Source organism: Bradyrhizobium sp. LHD-71 (assembly GCF_031157255.1).
Taxonomy (GTDB): domain Bacteria; phylum Pseudomonadota; class Alphaproteobacteria; order Rhizobiales; family Xanthobacteraceae; genus P52-10.
Genome location: NZ_JAVIFX010000006.1, coordinates 261,633 through 277,987, shown reverse-complemented (window position 1 = coordinate 277,987; position 16,355 = coordinate 261,633). Strand labels below are relative to the sequence as shown.

Annotated in this window: 15 protein-coding genes; 4 read left to right on the top strand and 11 right to left on the bottom strand. The window is 63.8% G+C overall.

The genetic code is table 11. The annotated features are described in order from the left end of the window. Nucleotides 1–51: 51 nt before the first annotated feature. The gene (locus RCO31_RS09150) at nt 52–1,776 is read right to left on the bottom strand and encodes a sulfatase-like hydrolase/transferase (RefSeq protein WP_308967993.1); all 1,725 of its coding nucleotides are present in this window, start codon (nt 1,774–1,776) and stop codon (nt 52–54) included. Nucleotides 1,777–2,055: 279 nt separating this feature from the next. Between RCO31_RS09150 and RCO31_RS09145 the strand changes: the two genes are divergently transcribed. Further along, nucleotides 2,056–3,651 carry a carboxylesterase family protein gene (locus tag RCO31_RS09145; protein ID WP_308967992.1) on the top strand — a complete coding sequence of 532 codons (1,596 nt, stop codon included), beginning with the start codon at nt 2,056–2,058 and terminating at the stop codon, nt 3,649–3,651. A 107-nt stretch (nt 3,652–3,758) separates the two neighbouring features. Here RCO31_RS09145 and pdxY read toward each other — a convergent pair whose 3' ends face one another. Both pdxY and RCO31_RS09135 read right to left on the bottom strand, forming a co-directional pair. After that, entirely contained in the window at nt 3,759–4,607 is an 849-nt protein-coding gene (pdxY, locus tag RCO31_RS09140; protein WP_308967991.1) for a pyridoxal kinase PdxY, read from the bottom strand. A gap of 66 nt (nt 4,608–4,673) precedes the next feature. Next, nucleotides 4,674–5,519, bottom strand: a complete 846-nt coding sequence (locus tag RCO31_RS09135; protein WP_308967990.1) for an SDR family oxidoreductase — start codon at nt 5,517–5,519, stop codon at nt 4,674–4,676. 125 nt (nt 5,520–5,644) lie between these two features. On the opposite strand from RCO31_RS09135, the gene RCO31_RS09130 reads away from it, so the two are divergent. Together RCO31_RS09130 and RCO31_RS09125 are read left to right on the top strand one after the other, a co-directional pair. Then, nucleotides 5,645–5,836: a hypothetical protein gene (locus RCO31_RS09130; RefSeq protein ID WP_308967989.1), complete on the top strand. Its 192-nt coding sequence runs from the start codon at nt 5,645–5,647 to the stop codon at nt 5,834–5,836. After that, nucleotides 5,833–7,245, top strand: a complete 1,413-nt coding sequence (locus tag RCO31_RS09125; protein ID WP_308967988.1) for an amidase — start codon at nt 5,833–5,835, stop codon at nt 7,243–7,245. The genes RCO31_RS09130 and RCO31_RS09125 overlap by 4 nt, the downstream gene beginning before the upstream one ends. Before the next feature lie 63 nt (nt 7,246–7,308). Here the strand turns inward: RCO31_RS09125 and ilvC are convergent, their stop codons facing one another. The 6 genes from ilvC to miaA form a co-directional block, all read right to left on the bottom strand. Then, nucleotides 7,309–8,328 (bottom strand): ketol-acid reductoisomerase, encoded by a 1,020-nt coding sequence (ilvC, locus tag RCO31_RS09120; RefSeq protein WP_308967987.1) that lies wholly within the window; start codon nt 8,326–8,328, stop codon nt 7,309–7,311. Nucleotides 8,329–8,462: 134 nt separating this feature from the next. Beyond that, the gene (locus tag RCO31_RS09115; protein ID WP_308967986.1) at nt 8,463–9,065 is read right to left on the bottom strand and encodes a LysE family translocator; all 603 of its coding nucleotides are present in this window, start codon (nt 9,063–9,065) and stop codon (nt 8,463–8,465) included. 67 nt (nt 9,066–9,132) lie between these two features. Continuing rightward, nucleotides 9,133–9,843 carry a class I SAM-dependent methyltransferase gene (locus RCO31_RS09110; protein WP_308967985.1) on the bottom strand — a complete coding sequence of 237 codons (711 nt, stop codon included), beginning with the start codon at nt 9,841–9,843 and terminating at the stop codon, nt 9,133–9,135. 2 nt (nt 9,844–9,845) lie between these two features. Next, entirely contained in the window at nt 9,846–10,388 is a 543-nt protein-coding gene (gene ilvN, locus RCO31_RS09105) for an acetolactate synthase small subunit (protein ID WP_308967984.1), read from the bottom strand. Between the two features lie 13 nt (nt 10,389–10,401). Beyond that, nucleotides 10,402–12,180 (bottom strand): acetolactate synthase 3 large subunit, encoded by a 1,779-nt coding sequence (locus RCO31_RS09100; protein ID WP_308967983.1) that lies wholly within the window; start codon nt 12,178–12,180, stop codon nt 10,402–10,404. Nucleotides 12,181–12,521: 341 nt separating this feature from the next. Next, entirely contained in the window at nt 12,522–13,472 is a 951-nt protein-coding gene (miaA, locus tag RCO31_RS09095) for a tRNA (adenosine(37)-N6)-dimethylallyltransferase MiaA (RefSeq protein ID WP_308967982.1), read from the bottom strand. On the opposite strand from miaA, the gene serB reads away from it, so the two are divergent. Further along, nucleotides 13,471–14,364, top strand: coding sequence for a phosphoserine phosphatase SerB (gene serB, locus RCO31_RS09090; RefSeq protein ID WP_308967981.1), 894 nt, complete (start codon nt 13,471–13,473; stop codon nt 14,362–14,364). The genes miaA and serB overlap by 2 nt on opposite strands. A gap of 63 nt (nt 14,365–14,427) precedes the next feature. On the opposite strand, the gene RCO31_RS09085 is transcribed toward serB, so the two are convergent. Together RCO31_RS09085 and RCO31_RS09080 are read right to left on the bottom strand one after the other, a co-directional pair. Further along, nucleotides 14,428–15,936 (bottom strand): Do family serine endopeptidase, encoded by a 1,509-nt coding sequence (locus RCO31_RS09085; protein WP_308967980.1) that lies wholly within the window; start codon nt 15,934–15,936, stop codon nt 14,428–14,430. A 213-nt stretch (nt 15,937–16,149) separates the two neighbouring features. After that, complete coding sequence (locus RCO31_RS09080) at nt 16,150–16,350, bottom strand: DUF2065 domain-containing protein (protein ID WP_308967979.1); 201 nt, start codon at nt 16,348–16,350, stop codon at nt 16,150–16,152. Nucleotides 16,351–16,355: the final 5 nt, after the last annotated feature.

Here is a 16,355-nt window from a genome sequence, read left to right as displayed (position 1 = left end):
CGGCGCAGCCCGAAGGGGCGAGCCAGGCGGAATGACGAGCCTGCTGTAAAATCAAAGCCCCTTGATCAACCCGGCGTCCATCAGCAGCCGGTTGAAGCGACGGGCCTCGGCGCCGTCTCGGCAGGCATAGAAGACGCCGTTGCAGCGAAGCATGATGCGCTTCTGCTCGGCAAAGGTCGGGTCGAGCGGCACACCGGCTGCCTCCTGCACCACGATCGGCAGGTATGCTGCATCCAGCGTCGCCGGAGCGGATGCGAGGTTTTTCGGCCGATAGTTGATGCCATCAAGCGCATAGTACGTGCTGAAGTAGCGCGGGTCATACTTCATGACCCGTTTGCCGAGTTCGCCCGGCGCGAGATCGGGCTCCAGCAGCTTCTGCGAAATCGCCGGCTGGTGATCGCCGAAACGAACGATCAGAAATTCATCTTCAGGATATCTTGCCTTCAGCGCCGTGACGAAGTTCTCATAAGCTTCTTTCGTCATCGCCTGCCGGCGAATGTATTCATCGACCTCGGCGGTGTTGCCGGGACCGCGCCAGTCCGGCGTGAGGTCGGGGCGGAACGTCGTCGTCCATGGGAAGTGGTTGGCGGCGAGGTAGACGAACGTGAACAGCGGAGCGCCTTTCGGCCGTTCGCGCGCGATCAGCCGCAATGCCTGATCGAAGTAAAATGTGTCCGGCTGCTGCTCGTCTGCCGCCTTCATGTCCGCCGCATCGACGAAGCCGCCGACGCCCGCCGAATGCTGGAATTTGCGCGCGTTGAGGAAATTGCCGTAGCTCGGATAGAGCGAGAACGTGCGATAGCCGCAACGTTTCAGCGACTGCGGCAGGCCGCGCGAGATGTGGCCCGCGGCAATCCGGGTTACGTAGTACTGCATCTTGCCGAATGAGCGCGCCGACAGTCCCATCAGCACGTTGAACTCGGTGTACCAGGTTGGCCCGCCGGTCGCTTCCGCTACGAAGGTCCGCGTCTTGCCGTCCGCCGACTGGAAGAAATCGGAATAGCCCTCCGGCACCTTGATGCCGGGCGCTGCGGAGATGTCGAAGCTCGATTCATCCAGCAGCAGAATGATGTGCGGACGACGTTGCGTGACGTCGCACTCTTCCGTCGGAGCAGCCGCGTAGGCCGCCCGTACCAGCGACTTCGGCTCCGCCTCCATCCAGCCGTGCGCCGCCAAGTGCGAAACCGCGGCAACACCTGAGCGCGCGAGGTTGGAGATGTGATTGACACCCTGGAATGGCTCCCAGGGCTGTTCCGGATTCGGCACCGACAGGCCGATCATGCCGAGCAGCGAGATGCCGGCGCCGGCGAAGGCAGCGCGCCGGCGGATGCGGAACGGATCGAGGCGAAACACCAGCCATAACAACGGCAGAACCAACATCGTACCGAGCGCGATCTGCCACTTCAGCCACGGGTGCGTCGTGACCAGAAACGAGAACGTATCGCGGTCGATCAACAGCAGATCGAGGAACGTCAGCGTAAGCTGCGTGACGTCGAACTTCAGGCGTGACAGCGCAATCAGCACTGAAAACACGATCAACGACAGCGCCGCGGCGATGCCCGGGCGGCGGAACAACGCCATGCCCAGAGAGGCCGTAAAGAGAAGGGTCAGCAGGGACAGCGAGGTCGCGAACGGACCGTACTCGGTCCGATAGAGCACGAACACGCAGGCGGCATAAAGCGTACCGATCAGAGCAGCACGCCATGGTTCAGCCTTGGCCGAGCCGATCGCGATGGCAACGGCTTTCGCAGGACGTAAAAGAGGCGACGGCGCCATTACCCGAACGCAACTCGACCCGGCTCGAACTGGGCCTGGGCTGGCGATGGCCAGGAGGCAGGTCGGGGGCGGCCGGACCGCTCCCGTGTCACAAAAACTTAATTCAATCGTCACATCGACGCAACGCTTCTTGCGTGACCGCGATCAAAGGCCGCGCGGTGAAGCTGCGCCCCGCTCCGTCATCGACGCGGATCTCGTCTGCCGATCTGAACGGACATTCAGACTTGCCGCAGTCCGTCGTCGCTCTATCGTGTCGTCAACAAAAGAAGGGAGCGAACGATGACCGAGATCAAGGCACAATCGGCAGCGGGAGGATCGACGGCGCGTGCGGCATCACCGGCAACTGAGCCCGCGCCGGTCGAGACCCGGCAGGGCAAGGTGCGTGGCACGATCAAGGACGGCATCAACGTCTTCAAGGGCATCCCCTACGCGGCGTCGACCTCGGGGGCCAACCGCTTCCGCCAGCCGCAGCCGCCACAAGCCTGGTCCGGCGTGCGCGACGCGACTGCCTATCCGAACATGGCGCCGCAGCCGCCGGCGCCGGTCCGCAGCCTGTTCGCCTCGTGGACCGATCCGACGACGATCAGTGAAGATTGCCTCGGCCTGAACATCTGGACGCCGGGCCTGCGCGACGGCGGCAAGCGCCCGGTGATGGTCTGGTTCCACGGCGGCGACTTCGCCTCGCTTTCCGGCTCACGCAGCGTGTTCGACGGCACCCGGCTGGCGCGCCGCGGCGACGTGGTGGTGGTCACGGTCAATCACCGGTTGAACGCGTTCGGCTTTCTCTATCTCGGACAGCTGTTGCCGGAATTCCGCGAGGCCGCCAATCCGGGCATGCTCGATCTCGTGGCCGCGCTCGAATGGGTGCGCGACAACATCGCCGAATTCGGCGGCGATCCCGGCAACGTGACGATCTTCGGCCAGTCCGGCGGCGGCGGAAAAGTCGCGACCATGATGGCGATGCCCGCGGGCAAGGGGCTGTTTCATCGCGCGATCATCCAGAGCGGCACCTACGCACGCAACGCGCATCTGGAGGCGATGTCAGCGGACGCTGCCACCGGGCACGCGCAAACGCTGCTTGCCGCGCTCGAACTGAGCGACGCGCACAAGCTGCTCGATCTGCCCATGGAGGCGCTGGTTGCAGGCAGCGTGAAGGCGTCGCAGGCCAAGGCGCCTGCGGTGTGGCGCCCGGTCGCCGACGGCAAGGTCCTTCCTGCCGGACCGAGCTGGCCGTCAGCACCTGAAGTCTCGGCCGACATTCCGTTGATGATCGGCTCGACGGCGACGGAGATGAGCATGCTGATGGGCACGCCGCGGCCCGACCTGTTCGATCTCGACGAGGCCGGCATGCGCAAACGGCTCTCGGCCTGGTTCGGGCCGAAGCAGCTGGACGAGGTGCTTGCAACATTTCGCAAAAAGAGCCCGGGCGCGACGCCGGGTCGGCTCTACTTCGACATCTCGACCGCCGCCGTGTTCCGGCGCGGCGCCTGGCGGCACGCCGACCTGAAGGTCGCGCAGGCCAAGGCGCCGGTCTATCTTTACGAGATCGATTGGGAGACGCCGATCGATGGCGGCAAGTGGGGCAGCCCGCATTCGGTCGAGCACCCGTTCGTCTTTGACAATGTCGCGCTGTCGACCTCGATGGTCGGTTCATCAACGGCCGAGCCGCAGAAGCTCGCCGACCAGATCAGCCCGACCTGGATCGCCTTCGCCCGCACCGGCAACCCGAACAACCCGGCAATTCCGGAATGGCCGGCCTATACGGTGCCGGATCGAACGACCATGGTGTTCGACACGCAGTCGAGGGCGGAGAAGCTGTTTCGCGAGGACGAGCGGCTGTTGACTGCAAGCGCCGCGGAGAAGGACGCGTTGTAGCGTATAACGCGCCGTCATTGCGAGCGAAGCGACGCCGTTCTTCGAACGGCTATAGGCGAGCGAAGCGACGCCGTTCTTCGAACGGCTATGCCTCGCAATGACGGGACTTACATCCTCTCGGCCTTGAACCGCGTGGTCGGCGTCACGAACTCGTCCTGCGCCTCGATCAGCAGGATCTCGCGTGAGCCGGCGTCCACCGTACGCTTGAGCAGGCCATAAACCGACGAAGCAGCGCGCGCGAGCGCCTCGCCCGCGTCCCGCGTCTGCAGATAGTGCACGAAGAACAGTGCCGCGATCGCATCGCCGGCGCCGTTGATGGCGAGCGGCAGCAGCGGCGTGCGCACACGAAAGCGCCCCTCGGCCGCAGACACAACAAGGTCGATGACGCCCTCCGGCGTGTCGGTCGTATGCAGGCTCGTCACGACGATCACCTTCGGCCCGAGCGCATGGACCGCGTCGAGCGCGGCCGCAAGATCGCTCTGCGTCCTCGCCTCGCGTCCTGCCAGCAGTTCGAGCTCGAAATGATTGGGCGTGATGATGTCGGCGCTAGCGACCGCGCGCGCCTTCATGAATTCCGGGATGCCCGGACGGACGAAGACACCGCGGCCGACGTCGCCGATCACCGGATCGCAGCAGTAAAGCGCATCGCTGCGAACAGCCTTCACCTTTGCAACCGCATCGAGGATCGCTTCGCCGATCGAGGCATCACCCATGTAGCCGGACAGCACACCGTCGCAACGCGGCAGCGCGCCGCGCTCCTCGATCCCGGTCACGACATCGCGCACGGCGTCGCCGGTGAACACGCTGCCCTTCCAGGCGCCATAACCCGTGTGGTTGGAAAACTGCACAGTGTTGACGGCCCACACGTCGTGCCCGAGCCGCTGCATCGGAAACATCGCAGCGGCATTGCCAACGTGGCCATAGGCCACCCATGACTGGATCGAAAGGATGTTCATCTGTCGTCGAGTGCCTCAGCCTGAAGTTTGCACGGCGGGTTTCGCACTTTTGCGGAATGGAGAGGCCTAGGGCAAGAGCCCGAGACGCTTGGCGATGATGCGATCCAGCATCCGTGCCGGCAGCATCCGTGCGATCATGAGCTGCACGGCTTCGTTGGAGACGGCGTAGCGCACCTTCGGGCGCGGTGTCGTCAGCACGTGGTGGACCAGTTCGCCGATCCGCTCCACCGGCAACCCGTTCTTGCCGAGCTTGAGCATGTAGTCGCGCATGGTCTGCATAGCTTTGTAGTAAGGCGAGCCCGAATAGACGGAGATGTCGCTGTCCCTGCCCTTGTCCCAGATCGGCGTTTTCACTGCGCCCGGGCCAATGACGATGACATCGATTCCGAACAGCATCAGTTCGCGCCGCAGGCTTTCGGAAAACGCCTCCAGCGCGTGTTTCGACATGCTGTAGGGCGCCGTCAGAGGATTGCCGTGCCTGCCGGAGACCGAGCTGATCATGACGATGCGCCCCGCCGGTCCCTTCAGCTGCTTGTCGGTGCCAAGCATCGGCGCAAAAGCGCGTGTCACGATGACCGGCCCTATGACATTGGTCTCGATCTGCCGGCGATAGTCATCCGACGGCAGGTCGAGCGCGGGGCCCACCACCGCAATCCCGGCATTGTTGACGAGACCCAAAAGCCGCTCGCCGCCGAGCGCCACACGCACCTTTTGTGCCGCCGCCAGGACCGACGCCTCGTCGGTCACATCGAACGTCAGCGGAACGAAATTGGCGTCGAATTCACGGACCAGCCGCTCGGCATCGGCCGCCTTGCGCACGCTGCCGAACACACGAAAGCCCTTGTCGATGAGAACCTTCGCAGAGCTCCAGCCGATACCTGTCGAGACACCGGTGATAACGACTGATTGCACGTGGGCGCTCTCCTGCTGTCACCCAATCATAAATGCAATCCCGTCCTGTGCCGAACTAAATGCCGAGCCGCTATCGAAATCGTCGTGATCGTGCCAATCTCGGCGAAGCCACACGGAGGCCCGCGATGACCGTCGAAGAACTTCAGGCCCAGCTTGCAGCCTTGGGACTCAGGCTTCCGGAGAGCGACCACCAGCCACTGCTTGGCATGATCGCGGAAATCGAACGCGCCGCGGCACAGGTCCGGCACGGGCTCGAGATGTCCGACGAGATGGGTGTGATCTTCGCCACCGATCGGCTGAACGGCGGCGCGTCATGACCTCGCAGATTCTGACCATCGCCGAGGCCTCGCGCCTGATCCGCGACCGGAAGCTTTCGCCCGTCGAACTGACCCGGGATTGCCTCGCGCGCATCGCGAAGCTGGACGGCCGACTGCACAGCTTCATCCTCCTGCTGGCCGACGAGGCGCTTGCGCAGGCCCGGCAGGCCGAAGCCGAGATCGCCGCCGGCCGCTGGCGCGGTCCCCTGCACGGCATTCCGTTCGGATTGAAGGACATCGTCGCCTACAAGGGCCATCCGACGACCGCCCACTCCGCGCTGCTTGAGGGCCGGGTCTCGCCAGAGGACGCCTTCGTGACCGCGCGCCTGCGCGAGTCCGGCGTCGTCTTTCTCGGCAAACTCGCGACCTGGGAATTCGCCGTCGGTGGCCCGTCTCACGACCTGCCATGGCCGCCGGCGCGAAATCCCTGGAATACCGAGCATGACCCGGCCGGCTCCTCCAGCGGCTCTGCGGCCGCAGTCGCCGCCGGCCTCTGCCTTGGCGCCCTCGGCACCGACACCGGCGGTTCGGTCCGTTCGCCCGCCTCGCTCTGCGGCATCGCCGGCCACAAGCCGACCTACGGCCTCGTCAGCCGCCGTGGCGTGCTGCCGCTGTCGTTCTCGCTCGATCATGTCGGACCGATGTGCTGGACGACGGAAGACTGCGCGCTGGTGCTGAAGGCGATTGCCGGGCACGACCCGCTCGACATCGCCAGCGCACGAACGCCGATGAAAGATCCCGTCGCCGGACTTGGCGGCGGTTTGAAAGGCGTGCGCATCGGGGTGATCCGCAATTTCCATGAAAAGGACTTTCCGGCGACCACCGAGGTGGTTGCGGCGTTCGACCAGTCCATCGCCGTGTTGAAGGGGCTTGGCGCGAGCGTGCGCGACGTGTCGCTGTCGCCGCTGCAGGCGTTCCAGAGCGCCGGCCTTCTGATCTCCCGGTCCGATGCGTTCGCGATCCACGGCAAGACGCTGCGCGAAAGCCCGCATCTTTACGGCGCGATCGGCCGGCGCCGGATCCTTGCCGGCGCATTTGCCGGTGCAAGCGACTACGTCAACGCACAGCGCCAGCGCGTGAAGCTGACCGCCGAGGTCGCAAATGTCATGAATGATGTGGACATTCTCGTTTGCCCCACCTCGCGTGAGGCGGCGCCGAAACTCGGCGACTACGCCCAGCACGTCGGCGGCAATACGCACTACTGCCGGCCCTTCAACTTGACCGGTCAGCCGGCACTGTCGGTCTGCAATGGCTTCTCGAACGACGGCCTGCCGCTGTCGCTGCAGATCGCCGGACGGCACTTCGAGGACGATCTCGTGCTACACGTCGGTGACGCTTACGAGAAGGCGACCGCATTCCGCGAGCAGCGGCCGAAGCTCGTGGAGCAGCGGCAGGCGGCGGCGGAGTGAGAGTCGTTATTGCGAGCCGGGCTCGCTTTTCGAGCCACGCCCGGTCGCAATGACGCTTCGTTGTCAGTTCTTGGTCTTGTCGACCAGCGCGTCCTTCTTGATCCACGGCATCATGTCGCGCAGCCGGGCACCGACTTCCTCGATCGGATGCTCGGCGAGCTTGGCGCGCGTGGCCTTGAACGAGGTCTGGTTCACCTTGTTCTCGAGCATCCAGTCGCGGGTGAACTTGCCGGACTGGATGTCGTGCAGCACGCGCTTCATCTCCGCCTTGGTTTCAGCAGTGATGATGCGCGGGCCAGTGACATACTCGCCGTATTCGGCCGTGTTCGAGATCGAGTAGTTCATGTTGGCGATGCCGCCCTCGTAGATCAGGTCGACGATCAGCTTCACCTCGTGCAGACACTCGAAGTACGCCATCTCGGGCGCGTAGCCGGCTTCCACCAGCGTCTCGAAGCCGGCCTTGATCAACTCGACAAGACCGCCGCAGAGCACGCTCTGCTCGCCGAACAGGTCGGTCTCGCACTCTTCCTTGAAGGTCGTCTCGATGATGCCGGCGCGGCCGCCGCCGATCGCGCTCGCATAGGAAAGGCCGAGGTCGTGCGCATTGCCCGAAGCGTCCTTCGCGATCGCAATCAGGCACGGCACGCCGCCGCCGCGCTGATATTCCGAGCGCACGGTGTGGCCAGGACCCTTCGGCGCCACCATCAGCACGTCGAGGTCGGGGCGCGGGTCAATCAGGTTGAAATGAACGTTCAGCCCGTGCGCGAACAACAGCGCGGCGCCCTGCTTCATGTTGGCGTGCAGATGATCGCGGTAGATGTCGCCCTGCAATTCGTCGGGCGTCAGCATCATCATCACGTCGGCCCACTTCGCTGCTTCGGCAACTTCCATCACCTTGAAGCCGGCAGCTTCGGCTTTCTTCGCCGATGCGGAGCCCTTGCGCAGTGCGATCGCCACCTCCTTCACGCCGGAGTCCTTCAGGTTCAGCGCGTGCGCATGCCCCTGGCTACCGTAGCCGATGACGCAGACCTTCTTGCCCTTGATCAGATTCAGGTCGGCATCGCGATCGTAATAAACACGCATGATCAGTCCTCTGCTTTAGCGGCCTTTGTTCCCGGCCCGCGTCTGGTTTTACGAATGATGGGATGAACCGGGCGTACCCGGACTTCGGCTTCGGCGGTGTCTGTAGAGCATTTTAGTGAGGGGGCAAAGCATCATCAGGCCTCGAACAGCACCGGATACAGCGAGGCGACCAGCAATAGCGCCATGGTCACGTTGAAGATGCGTACCGCGCGCGGCGTCGACAGCAGCCCGCGCAGGCTGGAGCCGAACAGGGTCCAGCTCGCAGAGGAAAAGAAGCCGACCAGGGTGAAGATCAGGCTCAGCGCGATGATGTTATAGGGATAGGGGGCGATCGCCGAGTACGTGGTGACGGCACCGGCCGACATGATCAATCCCTTCACATTGACCCATTGAAAGACGGCGCCGCCGAAGAAACTCAGCGGCCTGCCGCGCTTCTCGCCCTTGTCGTCGACACCTCCCGACGTGGCAATCGCCCAGGCGAGGTAAAGCAGGTACGCGGCGCCGACATATTTCAGCACCGTGTACAGCGACGGGTAGGTCGCAAATATCGCCCCGAGCCAGAGGCCCATCACCGCCACAAGAAACCCGAAGCCGAACGTCACGCCGAGCATATGCGGCAGCGTCCGGCGAAAGCCGAAATTCAGTCCCGACGTGAGCAGCATCGTGTTGTTCGGTCCCGGCGTGAAGCAGGACGCGACGGCGAACAAGACGAAGGCGATTATCAATTGCTGCGACATGAGCAAGTCCAAAGCGCCGGCCAACCTACCATGATATCGGCGATCCTGCAGGCCGGCATCGCTGCGCTCACTTCCCCTCGCCGTTCGATGCGGGCTTGCGCGCGCGATAGGCGCCATAGACCGGGGCGGTATAGTCGGCGGCTTCGACCACGAAGCCGCCCTCCTTGAGCAAGCCCTCGATCACCCAGCCGAAAGTGGAATGTTCATCGCGCACATGCATGGCGAATTCGTCGCGCGAGTAACCGTGATTCTTCAAAAGAAAGTCCGACCACTGCTCCACCGTGCGTTCAATGCCGTCCGGCTTGCAGGCGAACACCACGTCGCGCAGAAAAAGCATTCCGCCTGGCTTCAGGGCATTGAACACACGAGCCAGCGCCACCGCCTTCCAGAAATCCGGCAGGTGATGCAGGGCGTACTCGCTGATGACGAGATCGAAGGAGTTCGGCTCAAAGGTAAAGCTCAGGAAACCTGCCGATTGCGTGATCAGCGACACGCCGAGGTCGCGCGCCCGCTGCTCGGCCATCGACAGCATTGCCGGCGAAATGTCGATGGCGTGCACACTCATATCCATCGCCGCCGCTTCGCAGGCCATCAACCCAGTACCGCAGCCGATGTCGGCGACAGTCCAGCCGGGTTTGGCGCCGAGAGATTTCAACGTCTTTTGCGCGCGGTCCGGATGATCGCCCTGCCGGCGATCATAGGTCGCGACCTGCGCCTCGGCCGAGAAGTCGAGACCAACGTGGCGGCGGTCGTTGTAATACCAGTCACGCGCAAGCATGGTTACATTCCTTCCGGTCCCCGCGAGATCGCCGCAACGCCGGTGCGCGACACCTCGACAAGGCCAAGCGGCTTCATCAAATCGATAAATTGATCGATCTTGGCCGTGTTACCTGTGATCTCGAACACAAAGCTCTCTGTCGAAGCATCGATCACGCGAGCGCGAAACGCTTCCGCCAGCCGCAAAGACTCGACCCGCGGGTCGCCGGTGCCCCTGACTTTGACCATGGCCAGTTCGCGCTCGATGGCGCGGCCGGCCGTGGTCATGTCGACCACGCGATAGACCGGAATCATGCGATCGAGCTGGTGCTTGATCTGCTCGATCACCATCGGCGTACCGGTGGTGACGATGGTGATGCGCGAGACGTGCTTCTGATGCTCGGTCTCGGACACGGTCAGGCTCTCGATGTTGTAGCCGCGACCGGAGAACAGGCCGATCACGCGGGCGAGCACGCCGGGCTCGTTGGCGACCAGCACCGAAAGCGTATGGGTCTCGTTCGGATCGTGACGATCCTCGAGGAAGTAAGCGGAAGCCGGTTGATTCATGGTCGTTACGTCCTCACACCAGCGCCTTGCCGCCGGCGAATGCCTTCGCCGTCGCTTCATCGGTCGCTTCCGCAGGCAACAGCATTTCGTTGTGCGCCTTTCCCGATGGAATCATCGGGAAACAGTTCTCAAGTGCGGCCACGCGGCAGTCGAACAGCACCGGCTTTTTCACCTGGATCATTTCCTTGATCGCGCCTTCCAGATCGGACGGCTTGGTTGCCTGAATGCCATGCGCGCCATAGGCGTCCGCAAGCTTGACGAAATCGGGCAGCGCTTCCGAATAGGAATGCGACAGGCGGTTGCCGTGCAGCAGCTGCTGCCACTGCCGCACCATGCCCATGTACTGGTTGTTCAGGATGAAGATCTTGATCGGCAGCTCGAACTGCACCGCTGTCGAGATCTCCTGCATCGTCATCTGCACCGAGGCGTCGCCGGCGATGTCGATGACGAGACTGTCCGGATGCGCCACCTGAACGCCGAGCGCCGCCGGCAGCCCGTAACCCATCGTGCCGAGCCCGCCGGACGTCATCCACCGATGCGGCTCCTCGAAGCCGTAGAACTGCGCGGCCCACATCTGGTGCTGGCCCACCTCGGTCGTGATGTAGGTATCCTTGCCGCGCGTCATCTCGAACAGCATCTGGATCGCATGCTGCGGCAGAATCACCTCGTTGCTCTGCTTATAGGCGAGCGAGTTGCGCGCCTTCCACTGCGCGATCTGATTCCACCAGGGCTTGATGTCCGGCTTCTTTGCTTCAGCCTTGAACACCTGCAGCAGGTCGCCCATCACATTGGCCGCATCGCCGATGATCGGGATGTCGACACGGATATTCTTGTTGATCGACGAGGGATCGATATCGATGTGGATCTTCTTCGAGCCCGGCGAGAATGCATCGGTGCGACCGGTGATGCGGTCGTCGAAGCGGGCGCCGATACACAGCATCACGTCGCAGCCGTGCATCGCCATGTTGGCTTCGTAAGTTCCGTGCATACCGAGCATGCCGAGCCAGTTCGGCCCGGATGCCGGATAGGCGCCGAGACCCATCAGCGTCGAGGTGATCGGAAAGCCCGTCGCCTGAACCAGCTCGCGCAGCAGCTTTGCACCTTCGCGGCCGGAATTGATGACGCCGCCGCCGGTGTAGATCACCGGTCGCTTGGCGCCGGCCAGCAGCGAGACCGCTTTGCGAATCTGCAACGCGTCACCCTTCACGCGCGGCGCATACGACACGTGCACGTCGGATTTGCGCGGCGGCTGATACTGGCCGAGCGCGAATTGCACGTCTTTCGGGATGTCGACCACGACCGGTCCGGGTCGGCCGGTTGTCGCCACATAGAACGCCTCGTGCAGCACGCGCGGCAGGTCCTCGACATCGCGCACCAGCCAGTTGTGCTTGGTGCACGGCCGGGTGATTCCAACGGTATCGCATTCCTGGAACGCATCGTTGCCGATCAGATGCGTCGGCACCTGCCCGGTGATGCAGACGAGCGGGATGGAATCCATCAATGCATCGGTCAAAGGCGTCACCATGTTGGTCGCGCCGGGCCCCGAGGTGACAAGCACCACCCCCGGCAGCCCGGTGGAGCGCGCATAACCTTCGGCCGCATGACCTGCGCCCTGCTCGTGACGGACGAGGATGTGCTCGACATCGCTCTGCTGAAAGATCTCGTCGTAGATCGGAAGCACTGCGCCGCCCGGATAGCCGAAGATGTGCTTGACGCCATGATCCTTGAGCGCGCGAACGACCATCGCTGCGCCGCTCATCTGGTTCTGCTCGTTGACCTTCTTGTCGCTCATTGCTTGCTCCGGTCGCGCCGTTCGCGCGGGGGTCGTGTCTTTCTGGTCTTGCGCACCGTTCCCGAAAAGCCGCTCCGCTTTCGGGAACGATGCGCGGCAATAAAAAAGGGCCTCTGAAGGGCCCCTGTCGCACCGCCGATCCTTCAGACGGCCTCAGCCGTCCCGGGCGGTGCTCCAGGGTACGACGATAAGTGCGAGTTTGGTAATTTTATTACGCATGGAGCGGCCCGAACTTCTCAAAGGTTGCGCGGACTTATACCGATCAAGAGGCACAAGTCAAGTCCACGCGGCTATGCACAAGATAGCCCGGTTTCGTGCGCTCGGCGAGCGAAAAACCGTGATCAATCCGGCAAATTGAGGTGGCGCGTCGCCTCGACGGGCAGAACCCATTCGAATTCCGGCAGCTGATGCCGAAACCAGGTGAACTGGCGCTTGGCATAATGGCGGGTGTCGAGGGCGCCGATTGCGGCCGCCTCGGCGCGCGAAATCTCGCCCCTGAGATGGCGGATCAGCGCCGGCACGCCGTGCGCCTTCATTGCCGGCAGCAACGGGTCGAGGCGGCGTTCAGCGAGCGCTGCGACCTCATCCAGCGCGCCATGCGCCACCATCGTCTCGAAGCGGCGATCGATCCGCGCATAGAGCTCGCCCCGGTCGGGCGCGAGGAACACCGCGGTCATGCTTGCGGGCGCCAGCAGCGGCGGCAGGCCGTGGGCATGCCAGTCGGCGATCGAGCGGCCGGTACCTTCGAATACCTCCAGCGCACGGGCAACGCGGGTGCGGTCGCGCGGCTTCAGCCGCTCGCCCATCACCGGATCCTTGCGCGCAAGCTCGGCATGCAGCGCCTCGATGCCGTCCCGTTCGAGACGCCCGCGCACCGCCTCGCGGATCTCCGCGGGGACCTGTGGCACGTTGGCGAGGCCGCGCAGCAGCGCCTTGAAATAGAGCCCGGTGCCGCCCACGAAGATCGGCATCCTGCCGCTCGTCCGGATCCCGGCGAGCACTGCCGCAGCATCGTCGAGCCACATGCCGACGGAGCAGTTGATCGCCGCATCCCGGTGGCCATAGAGCCGATGCGGAACACGCGCCTCCTCCTCGCGCGTGGGACGCGCCGTGATGATGCGCAAGTCGCGGTAAACTTGCATCGAATCCGTATTGACGATGACGCCGCCGGTCGCCTCCGCGAGCCGCAGCGCCAGTGCCGACTTGCCGCTGGCCGTCGGCCCTGCGATAAGCACCGCCCTGCCTGCATCCGTTGCGGGCCAGGTTCCTCGCGCCTCCTGAGCAGTAGTCATGTCTCTCGTTGCGACGCTCATTTGCAATCCGGCCACACCCGCGCTCGATAGCACGGTCGTCGAGGCGGTGCGCGCGATTTTGCCGGACGCGCAGGCCGCCAACTGGCTGTTCGAGGGCGTGGCCGCCGACATTCCGTTCACGACCACCGACAGTGCACGGACGGTTGCGGCGCGCCTGCGCGAGGCGGCCGGGGACCTGCCGGTCGACATCGTCGTGCAGCCGCAGCTTGCGCGGCGCAAGAAGCTGTTCCTCGCCGACATGGACTCCACCATGATCGGCCAGGAATGCATCGACGAGCTCGCCGATTTCGCCGGCCTCAAGTCGCACGTCGCCGCGATCACCGAGCGGGCAATGCGCGGCGAGATCGAATTCGAGCCGGCACTGCGCGAGCGCGTCGCGCTGTTGCGGGGACTGCCGATCGGCGTGGTCGACGAGGTGATCGCCAAGCGCATTACGCTGACGCCGGGCGGCCGCGAGTTGGTCCGCACCATGCGCAAGCACGGCGCCTACACCTGCCTCGTGTCGGGCGGCTTCACGCTGTTCACCAACGCCATCGCGGCTAAAATCGGCTTCCAGGAAAACCGGGCCAACGAATTGATCGTTGAAGACGGCAAGCTTGCCGGCCAGGTCATCGAACCTGTGCTCGGCAAGGATGCCAAGCTCGCAGCGCTTGTCGAACTCCGCGAACAGTTCGAGCTCGACAACATCGACACACTCGCCGTCGGCGACGGCGCCAACGACCTGCCAATGATCCAGGCGGCCGGCCTCGGCGTTGCCTATCATGCCAAGCCGGTGGTCGCCGCGGCGGCCGCAGCCTGCATCAATCACGGCGACCTGACGGCCCTGCTCTATGCGCAGGGATATCGAAGGGATGAATTCGTTAGTGAATGAATAACGAGCAGTCAGTCGCGAATAGTGGCGTACTACTCGCTACTGACTAGTCACCTGCTCACCCTATTGCACGCTCAGCGTGACGAAACGCACCTCGCCGTCCGGATTCGATACGGTCAGCAGCGCGCTCTTCTTGCCCTCTTTCTTGAGCTGTTCGACACGCTTCTTGATGTCGGCAACGTTGGTCACAGCCTCCTGCGCGACCTCGACGATCACGTCGCCTGCACTCAGCCGCTTTTCAGCCGCGTCGCGATTACCCTCGACCGAGGTGATGACTACGCCCTTGACGGTCTCCTTGACCTTGTAGCGGGTGCGAAGCTGTGGTGAGAGAGCTGCGAGATCGAGCCCCAGCGCCTTTTGCGTCACCGTCTTCTCCTGTTCGGCAGGCGCCGGTGTCTTCAACGAAGCTTCTTTCGCCTGCTCCTCATCCTCGAGCCGTCCGAGCTTGACCTTCTTGGTCTGCTCCTTGCCCTTGCGGATCACTACGACGTCGACTTCCTTGCCGACGGGGGTGTCGGCGACGACGCGTGGCAGGTCCTTCATCGCCCGGATTTCCTTGCCGTCGAACTGGACGATGACGTCGCCCGACTCGATTCCGGCCGGCTTCGCCGGGCCTTTGTCGTCGACGCCCGCGATCAGTGCACCCCGCGCCGGCTTGATGCCGAGGCTTTCGCCGATCTCTTCCGTCACTTCCTGGATGCGTACGCCAAGCCAGCCACGCCGCGCTTCGCCGAACTGGCGGAGCTGGTCGATCACCGCCACCACCGTCTTCGACGGGACCGCGAAACCGATCCCGACCGAGCCGCCGGTGGGCGAGAAGATCGCCGTGTTCACGCCGACCACGTCGCCGTTGAGATTGAACAGCGGCCCGCCGGAGTTGCCGCGGTTTATCGCCGCGTCCGTCTGAATGTAGTTGTCGTAGGGACCGGAGTTGATGTCGCGGTTACGCGCCGAAACGATGCCGGCTGTCACCGTGCCTCCGAGGCTGAACGGATTGCCGATCGCGACGACCCACTCGCCGAGGCGCAATGTATCGGAGTCGCCGAACTGCACCGCCTTGAGCGGCTTCTCCGGCGGCTTGAACTTGAGCAGCGCAAGATCGGTCTTCTTGTCGCGGCCGATGATCTCGGCAGGAATCTTGGTACCGTCGTTGAGAATGATGTTGATCTCGTCGGCATCCGCGATGACGTGATTGTTGGTGACTGCAATGCCGCCCGCATCGATGATGAAGCCGGAGCCAAGCGAGTTCACCCGGCGCGGGCCGTTACCGCCGCGCGGGCCGTCGCCCGGCCGGCGGTTCTTGAAGAACTCGTCAAAGAATTCCTGGAAGGGCGAGTCCGGCGGCAACTGCGGCGGCGTCACGCTCCGCTCGTTCGTGCCGTTGCGCCCGGCCACGTTCTGCGTCGTCGAGATATTGACGACCGCGTCGATCACTTTCTCGGCGACATCGGCGATGTTTTCCGGTCCGCGGGCGAACGCGGGATACGCGAGACTGGAACTCATCAGCGCGACAGCGGCGAACACCGCAAACGCGCGCACGCGCCGAATCGTCAGTTCAATCGGACCGGACATAATCAGAGCATCTCCAAGGGATTGGCCCGTCGGCGCCTGCCGGGGACGGAACCTTTCATTGAGTTACGAGACTAGCCCGTTTTAGCCGCAAGTGGAATCAGCTTGACGTGAAGCCGGCGCGCGCCGCGGCGGCGGTAAGTTCTGGAAGGGCGCTAATTTTAGGCAAGTCGGCACCAACGACCTGACAGCGTATTGCGGCGGAACGCAGGCGTCTCAGCGCCGAATGAGCCAGATCAAAATCAGCCCGCCGATCGCCGAAACCAGGCCGGTGATGCGCAGCACGTTGTCGGGCGTCTTCACCACGCTTTCCATCGCGCCGCGAATCCAGGCCGGAACACCGAGCAGCAGCAGCCCCTCGATGACGAACAGCATGCCAAGACCCACGAGGAAGTCACTGAATGCGACGGACTGCATTGGAC